This is a genomic window from uncultured Georgenia sp. (assembly GCF_937958535.1).
Classification (GTDB): Bacteria; Actinomycetota; Actinomycetes; order Actinomycetales; family Actinomycetaceae; genus Oceanitalea.
On the sequence record NZ_CALGNQ010000101.1, the window covers coordinates 1 to 7,800 of the forward strand.

The following is a 7,800-nucleotide window of genomic DNA, read 5'->3' on the forward strand; positions in this document are numbered from 1 at the left end:
TCGCCCTCCAGCAGGGCATCATGGCCACCTTCATGCCCAAGCCGCTCATCGACGCCCCCGGCTCGGGCATGCACACCCACTTCTCCCTCTTCGAGGGCGACACGAACGCCTTCTTCGACCCGGCGGGGGAGTACCAGCTCTCCGCCACCGCCCGCTCCTTCATCGCCGGGCTGCTCCACCACGCCGCCGAGATCACCGCCGTGACCAACCAGTACGTCAACTCCTACAAGCGGCTGTGGGGCGGCCTGGAGGCCCCGAGCTACGTGTGCTGGGGGCACAACAACCGCTCCGCGCTCGTCCGCGTGCCGATGCACAAGCCCGACAAGGGGCAGTCCACCCGCGCCGAGTACCGGGCCATCGACTCCGCCGCCAACCCCTACCTCGCCTACGCCGTCCTCATCGCCGCCGGGCTCAAGGGCGTGGAGGAGGGCTACGAGCTGCCCGACGGCGCGGAGGACAACGTGTGGGCGCTGTCCGACGCCGAGCGCAAGGCGATGGGCATCAAGCCGCTGCCGGGCAGCCTGGAACAGGCCGTGGAGGCGATGGAGTCCTCCGAGCTCGTCGCCGAGACCCTCGGGGAGGACGTCTTCGAGTTCTTCGTGCGCAACAAGCACCAGGAGTGGACCGAGTACCGCGCCCAGGTCACCCCCTACGAGCTGCGCAGCCTGCTGCCCGGGATCTGATCCCGGTGCGTGCCACGCCCACCCAGGAGCTGTTCCGCCTCGGGTTCACCGACCCGCGCCGGGCCGCCGGGCTGCTGGCCGACCCGGTGCTCACCGGGCCGGCCGAGCGAGCCGCAGAGGCGGGGGCGCCGCTGCCCGAGGCACTGGCCGAGGCCGCCGACCCGGACCTCGCGCTGCTCACCGTGGTCCGGCTGCTCGAGGCGTGGCACGAGCGCGGGGGCGGGGCGGTGGACCTGCCCGCGCTGCTCGCCACGGACAGCGCCCACCGCCGCCGGCTGCTCGCCGTCGTCGGCGCCTCCACCGCGCTGGGGGACATGCTCGTCGCGCGGCCCGAGGACGTCGCGCTGCTTTCCGACGAGGAGATCGACGACATCCTCGCCCTCACCCCGCAGGACGAGCGGGCCCGCGCGCTGGCCGCCGTGGGCGCGGACCCCGAGGCCGAGGTCCCGGTCGCCACGGTGACCGGGACCGCCGGGGTGGAGGCGCTGCGGCGCGCCTACCGGCGCCGGCTGGTTCAGGTCGCCGCCGCGGACCTCACCAGCCCCGACCCGCTGGCCGCCTTCCCGGAGGTCGCCGCCGCGCTGTCCGACCTCGCCGCGGCGGCCCTCGACGCCGCGCTTGCCGTCGCCCGGGCCGACCTGCCCGACCACGGCCGCGGTGTGCGGCTCGCCGTCATCGGCATGGGCAAGACCGGGGGGCGGGAGCTCAACTACATCTCCGACGTCGACGTCGTCCACGTCGCCGCCGCGGAGGAGGGCGTGGCGGAGGAGACGGCGCTGGCCGTCGCCACCCGCCTGGCCGGGGCCCTGGCCCGCAACGTCGCCGGTGCGGTGGGGACGGAGCCGCCGCTGTGGCCGGTGGACGTCAACCTGCGGCCGGAGGGCAAGGACGGCCCGCTCGTGCGGACCGTGGCCTCCTACGTCGCCTACTACGAACGGTGGGCCCAGACCTGGGAGTTCCAGGCGCTGCTCAAGGCCCGACCGGTGGCGGGGGACGCCGCGCTCGGGGCGGAGTACGTCGCCGCCGTCGAGCCCTTCGTGTGGTCCGCGGTGGAGCGGGAGAACTTCGTCGAGGACTCCCAGGCGATGCGACGCCGGGTCGAGGACACCATCCCGGCGGCCGAGGCGGAGCGCCAGCTCAAGCTCGGCCGCGGCGGGCTGCGCGACGTGGAGTTCACCGTCCAGCTGCTGCAGCTGGTCCACGGCCGCACCGAGCCGTCCATCCGGGTGGCCGGCACCCTGGAGGCCATCGACCGGCTTGCCGCCACCGGGTACATCGGGCGCGACCCGGCCGCCCGGCTGGACGAGTGCTACCGCTTCCTGCGGGTGCTCGAGCACCGGATGCAGCTGCACCGGCTGCGCCGCACCCACGTCATCCCCACACGGGAGGCCGACCTGCGGCGGCTGGCGCGGGCGCTGCCCGGCGGTCCGGCCGCCGACGCCGAGACCCTGGAGCAGCGGCTGCGTGCGGTGCGGCGGGAGGTGCGCGCGCTGCACGAGGACATCTTCTACCGGCCGATGCTGCCGCTCATCGCCCGGCTCAGCCCGGAGGACGCCCGGCTGCGCCCCGAGGCCGTGCGGGCGCGGCTCGCGGCCATCGGCTACCGCGATCCGGCGGGGGCGGTGCGCCACCTCGACGTGCTGACCGCGGGCGTCTCCCGCACGGCGGCGATCCAGCGGCAGATCCTGCCGGCCATGCTCGGCATGTTCGCCCACGGGCCCGACCCCGACGGCGGCCTGCTCGCCTTCCGCAAGGTCTCCGAGCGGCTCGGCAGCACGCACTGGTACCTCCAGACGCTGCGCGACTCCGGCCTGGCCGCCCCGCGGCTGAGCTACCTGCTCGCGACGAGCCGGTACGTCGCCGACGGGCTGGAGGCGCTGCCGGAGGCCGCCGCCTGGCTGGGGGAGGACGAGGCGCTGCAGCCGCGGACCCCCGAGCAGCTCGCGCGGGAGGCAGCGGCGCTGGTCGCCCGGCGCCCCGACCCGGTGGAGGCGGTGCGCGCGGTACGCTACCTGCGGCGCCGCGAGCTGCTCCGCGCGGCCATCGGGGACGTGCTCGACGGCGTCACCGACGACCGGGACCGGGCGGTGCTCACCGTGGCCGCCGACCAGGCGCTGACGACGGCGCTGGAGGTGGCGCTGCGTCGCGCTGCCGCCGAGCACGGCCACGACGTCCCGCCCGTCCGGTTCGGCATCGTGGCCATGGGCCGCCTCGGCGGGGAGGAGATGGGCTACGGCTCCGACGCCGACGTGCTCTTCGTCCACGAGCCCCTGCCCGGGGTGGCCGAGGAGGACGCCCAGGCCTTCGCCGTCGTCGTCGCCGGCCACGTGCGCTCGCTGCTCGGCGACCCCGGCCCGGAGCCGCCGCTGCCGGTGGACGCGGCGCTGCGGCCGGAGGGCCGCAACGGGCCGATCGTCCGTTCGCTGGACTCCTACGCCCGGTACTATCAGCGGTGGGCCGAGCCCTGGGAGCGGCAGGCGTTGCTGCGTGCGCGGCCGGTGGCGGGGGACGCCGACCTGCTGGAGCGGTTCGTCGCGCTCGTCGACCCGTTCCGCTACCCCCAGGACGGTCTGGACGAGCGTGAGCTGCGCGAGCTGCGGCGGGTCAAGGCGCGGGTGGAGTCGGAGCGGATGCCGCGGGGGGTGCCGGCGAACCGCCAGCTCAAGCTGGGCCGAGGCGGGCTGGCCGACGTCGAGTGGACCGCCCAGTTGCTCCAACTGCAGCACGCCGGCCGGGTGCCCGAGCTGCGGACGGCACGGACCGTCGACGCACTCCACGCCGCCCGGGAGGCCGGCGTGCTCGGGCGGTCCGACGCCGAGCGGCTGGTCACCGCGTGGACGTTGGCGGCGCGGATCCGCGCGGCGATCGCCTTGGCGAGCGGCCGCGTGACGGGTGCCCGGGTGGACGTCGTGCCGCACGACCCCGTCCAGCTCACCGCCGTCTCCCGGCTGCTCGGCTACGGCCCGGGGGAGGCCGCCGACCTGGAGGAGGACTACCTGCGGGCGGCGCGGCGGGCCCGGGCCGTCGTGGAGCGGGTGTTCTTCGGCTGAGCGCCGGTCAGCTCCACTCGACGAGGCGGCCGGCGTGGCGCACCAGCTCGTCGAGCACCGTGAGGTCGACGTCGTCAGCGGAGGCGAAGGAGATGCTCGCCGACCCGACCTTCGTCCGGCCGAGCCGCTGACCGTAGGACTTGGCGAGGTAGATGCCGTCCTCGGCGGCGTTGACGTACAGGCTGAGATGGCGCCGCTGCCTGGCCAGCCCGACGAGGAACCACTCGACGTCCTTCCTGCGCGGCCGCGGCTGCACGATGTGGCCGTAGCCGATGATCGACTGCTCGGTCCCACCCCAGAAGACGCCCTGCCACAGCACCCGGGACGCGCCGGGCAGCGCGCCGGTGATGACGGCGTCGAGCCGTGCCAGCGAGCCGTCGGGGTCGTCGGCGGAGAGGAACGCGTCGACGGAGGCAGTGGTGGGGCGCATCGATGAGGAGTCGCTCATCGGGGCACCGTACTCCTCGCCGCTGACCGGTGCTGGGGTGCCGGATCCGCCCGGCTGCCCGCGGGGCACGGTGCCGGGCCGCCGGGCTGCCCGCGGGCCGCGGTGCCGGGGTGCCGGGCCTGCCCGGCTGCCCGCGGGCCGCGCTGCGGGGCCCGGCTGGGGGCATGCGTCTCACCCCCATCCGTCATGGCCAGACGAGCTCCAACGTCGCCGACCTCCTCGACACCGCGGAGCCGGGGGCCGACCTCACCGACCTCGGACGGCAGCAGGCCTCCGCGGTCCCGCGCAGCCTGGCGGATGAGGACATCGACGTCGTCTACGCCTCCACCCTCGTGCGCACGCAGCAGACCGCGGAGCCGCTCGTCGCCGAGCGGGGGCTGGAGCTGCGGGTGCGCGACGGCGTGCGGGAGGTCCGCGCCGGCGACCTGGAGATGCGCGGGGACGAGGCGGCGATCCGCGCCTACGTCGGCACCATCTTCAGCTGGGCCCAGGACCCCCGCCGCCGTGTCCCCGGCGGCGAGAACGGGCTGGAGGTGTGGCAGCGTTACGACGACGTCATCGCCGAGGCGTACGCCGACGGTGTCGAGACCGCCGTCGTCTTCAGCCACGGGGCGGTGATCCGCTCGTGGACCGCGGTCCGGGCGGAGAACGTCAGCGTCGAGCACGCGGCGTACAACCCGATCAGCAACACCGGTGCCGTCGTGCTCGAGGGCAGCCCCCGCGAGGGCTGGTGGGCCCACCTGTGGGAGGGGCGCCCCCTCGGCGGGGACCGGGTCGCGGCCCCGCAGGCGGACGGGCCGGCGGCCGAGGAGGCCCCGGCCGAGGCTGTGCCGAGCGAGCGCTGAGCGGACGCGCCAGGGGCCCCGTGACCCGCGTCCTCCTGCTCGCCGACACCCACGTCCCGGTCCGCGCGCGGGCGCTGCCGGAGCAGGTGTGGCGGGAGGTGGCGCGCGCGGACCTCGTCGTCCACGCGGGGGACTGGGTCGTGCCCGCCCTCCTCGACGAGCTGGAGGAGCGGTCCGTCGCCCTGCTCGCCTGCTGGGGCAACAACGACGGCGCCGAGCTGCGCCGCCGGCTTCCCGAGGTCGCTCGCGCCGAGGTCGGGGGCGTGCGGATCGCCGTCGTCCACGAGACCGGCGCGGCCCGCGGCCGGGAGGCCCGGATGCGGGCCGCGTTCCCGGAGACCGACCTGCTCGTGTTCGGGCACAGCCACATCCCGTGGGACACGACGTCCGAGGGCCTGCGGCTGCTCAACCCGGGCTCCCCGACCGACCGGCGACGTCAGCCCTACTGCACCTACGTCACACTCACCCTGGCCGCCGGGGAGGTGCGCGACGTCGAGCTGCACCGTCTGCCGCGCAGGTGACTACAGGTCGAAGTACATCTCGAACTCGTGCGGGTGGGGGCGCAGCCGCAGCGGGTCGATCTCGTTGGTCCGCTTGTACTCCACCCAGGTGGCGATGAGGTCGGGGGTGAACACGTCTCCCTCGGTGAGGAAGTCGTGGTCCTCCTCCAGCGCGGCGAGCGCACCGCTGAGGGAGTCGGGCACCTGCTCGATCTGGGCGTGCTCCTCGGGCGGCAGCTCGTAGAGGTCCTTGTCGATCGGCTCCGGCGGCTCGATCCGGTTCTTGATGCCGTCCAGGCCGGCCATGAGCATCGCGGAGAACGCCAGGTAGGGGTTGGACGACGGGTCCGGCACGCGGAACTCGATGCGCTTGGCCTTGGGGGAGGTCCCGGTCACCGGGATGCGGATGCACGCCGAGCGGTTGCGTGCGGAGTAGACGAGGTTGACCGGCGCCTCGAAGCCAGGGACGAGGCGGTGGTAGGAGTTGACCGTCGGGTTGGTGAAGGCGAGCAGCGCCGGGGCGTGCCGGAGCAGGCCGCCGATGTACCAGCGGGCGATGTCCGACAGGCCGCCGTAGCCGCGCTCGTCGAAGAACAACGGCTTGCCGTCCTTCCACAGGCTCTGGTGCGAGTGCATCCCCGAGCCGTTGTCACCGAAGATCGGCTTCGGCATGAAGGTGGCCGTCTTGCCGTGGGCCCACGCGGTGTTCTTGATGATGTACTTGAACTTCATGACGTCGTCGGCGGCAGCGCGCAACGTGTCGAAGCGGTAGTTGATCTCCTGCTGACCGGCGGTGCCGACCTCGTGGTGGGCCCGCTCGACCTGCAGGCCGGCGCGCTGGAGCGTGGTGACCATCTCGTCGCGCAGGTCGGCCATCTGGTCGTTGGGCGAGACCGGGAAGTACCCGCCCTTGTACCGCGTCTTGTAGCCGAGGTTCCCGCCGTCCTCCTCGCGGCCGGTGTTCCACGCGGCCTCGTTGGAGTTGATGAAGTAGAAGCTCGAGTGCTGGTTCGTGGCGAAGCGGATGTCGTCGAAGATGTAGAACTCCGCCTCGGCACCGAAGTAGGCGGTGTCGGCGATACCGGTGCTCCGGAGGTACGCCTCGGCCTTGGCAGCGATGTTGCGCGGGTCGCGCGAGTAGGCCTCGTCGGTGAACGGGTCGACGATCGAGAAGTTGACGACGAGCGTCTTCTCCTTGCGGAAGGGGTCGACGAAGGCGCTCGTGACGTCCGGGATGAGCTTCATGTCCGACTCGTGGATCGCCTGGAACCCACGGATCGAGGACCCGTCGAACATCAGCCCGTCGGTGAAGGCGTCCTCGGTGAAGGCCTCGACGGGGATGTTGAAGTGCTGCATCACCCCGGGCAGGTCACAGAATCGCACGTCGACGAACTTGACGCCCTCCTCCCGGGTGAAGGCGATGGCCTCCTCGGCATTGCTGAACATGCGGTGCTCCTCTGGCATGGGGGATCGGGAGCCGCGGTGGCGTCCCGGCGAGGTGGACGTTAGTTGTCCGGCGTTTCGGTCCGGTCACCCGAATGTGTCGGGAATGTTACGGCCGACCTCAGCGGCGGACGATCCGCGTTCCCGCCCACACGTCGTGCAGGCCGCGGCCGTCCAGCCCCCACACCACGGCGGGGATGACGAAGCACAGCGCGACGGTACGGATGAGCACCTGCAACGGGCGGGCCGCCCCGCCGTCGACGGCCCGTACCTGGAGCCCGAGGAACGTGTGCCCGATGGTGGCGCCGCGGGTGGCGAGGAGCACCCAGGTCATGACGGCGAAGACGGCGATGGTCGCCAGCGGGTCGTAGTCGAGGAAACCCGCGGAGATCGCCGACGCGAGCGCCCAGTCGATGACCAGTGCGACGATGCGGCGACCGAGAGATGCCTTGGTGGCAGTCGCGTCGGGAGGCACCCCGCGAGTCTATCGCCCGGGATGCGGTCCCCTGTCGGCACCCATCCGGGTGCGCCCGGTCCGCTCATGCCCGTGCACCCCACGACGAAGGCGCGTGAGAAGGGGACGCAGAAGCGGGGAGCGGTGTTGTGGTCGGGAAGGGTCAGGGTGATCCAGGTGGTGGTTCAGCCTGACTCTTCGCGACACACGTATGTCTGGCCGGCCCTCGGAGGTGGCTGCGCCGGCCGCGGCGGCGTCATGGCGCCGCGGCGGACGCGGTCGGGAGGGGGAAGCGGTGTTGTGGTCGGGAGAAGCGGTGTTCTGGTCGGGAAGGGTCAGGGTGATCCAGGTGGTGGTTCAGCCTGACTCTTCGCGAC

6 protein-coding genes and 1 pseudogene are annotated in these 7,800 nt (G+C 73.3%); 4 read left to right on the plus strand and 3 right to left on the minus strand.

Features of this window, described 5'->3' with window-relative positions; genetic code table 11:
• Window positions 1–683, plus strand: a pseudogene (locus Q0195_RS05800) (glutamine synthetase); the annotation flags it as partial.
• A gap of 5 nt (window positions 684–688) precedes the next feature.
• On the plus strand, window positions 689–3,733 hold the full coding sequence (locus Q0195_RS05805) for a bifunctional [glutamine synthetase] adenylyltransferase/[glutamine synthetase]-adenylyl-L-tyrosine phosphorylase (protein WP_299275797.1): 3,045 nt from the start codon (window positions 689–691) through the stop codon (window positions 3,731–3,733).
• Window positions 3,734–3,740: 7 nt separating this feature from the next.
• Here the strand turns inward: Q0195_RS05805 and Q0195_RS05810 are convergent, their stop codons facing one another.
• On the minus strand, window positions 3,741–4,181 hold the full coding sequence (locus Q0195_RS05810; protein WP_299275800.1) for a DUF1801 domain-containing protein: 441 nt from the start codon (window positions 4,179–4,181) through the stop codon (window positions 3,741–3,743).
• 164 nt (window positions 4,182–4,345) lie between these two features.
• On the opposite strand from Q0195_RS05810, the gene Q0195_RS05815 reads away from it, so the two are divergent.
• Window positions 4,346–5,026 carry a histidine phosphatase family protein gene (locus Q0195_RS05815; protein ID WP_299275802.1) on the plus strand — a complete coding sequence of 227 codons (681 nt, stop codon included), beginning with the start codon at window positions 4,346–4,348 and terminating at the stop codon, window positions 5,024–5,026.
• Window positions 5,027–5,046: 20 nt separating this feature from the next.
• Window positions 5,047–5,547 (plus strand): metallophosphoesterase, encoded by a 501-nt coding sequence (locus Q0195_RS05820; protein ID WP_299275804.1) that lies wholly within the window; start codon window positions 5,047–5,049, stop codon window positions 5,545–5,547.
• Here the strand turns inward: Q0195_RS05820 and glnA are convergent, their stop codons facing one another.
• Both glnA and Q0195_RS05830 read right to left on the minus strand, forming a co-directional pair.
• Entirely contained in the window at window positions 5,548–6,972 is a 1,425-nt protein-coding gene (glnA, locus tag Q0195_RS05825) for a type I glutamate--ammonia ligase (RefSeq protein WP_299275807.1), read from the minus strand.
• A 118-nt stretch (window positions 6,973–7,090) separates the two neighbouring features.
• A complete protein-coding gene (locus Q0195_RS05830; RefSeq protein WP_299275810.1) occupies window positions 7,091–7,444 on the minus strand; it encodes an RDD family protein in 354 nt (117 codons plus the stop codon).
• Window positions 7,445–7,800: the final 356 nt, after the last annotated feature.

Bases quoted from the DNA above. Each gene is read 5' to 3' on its own strand.
- Q0195_RS05810 (WP_299275800.1), bottom strand. From the start codon at position 4,181: ATGAGCGACTCCTCATCGATGCGCCCCACCACTGCCTCCGTCGACGCG.
- Q0195_RS05815 (WP_299275802.1), top strand. From the start codon at position 4,346: ATGCGTCTCACCCCCATCCGTCATGGCCAGACGAGCTCCAACGTCGCC.
- glnA (WP_299275807.1), bottom strand. From the start codon at position 6,972: ATGTTCAGCAATGCCGAGGAGGCCATCGCCTTCACCCGGGAGGAGGGC.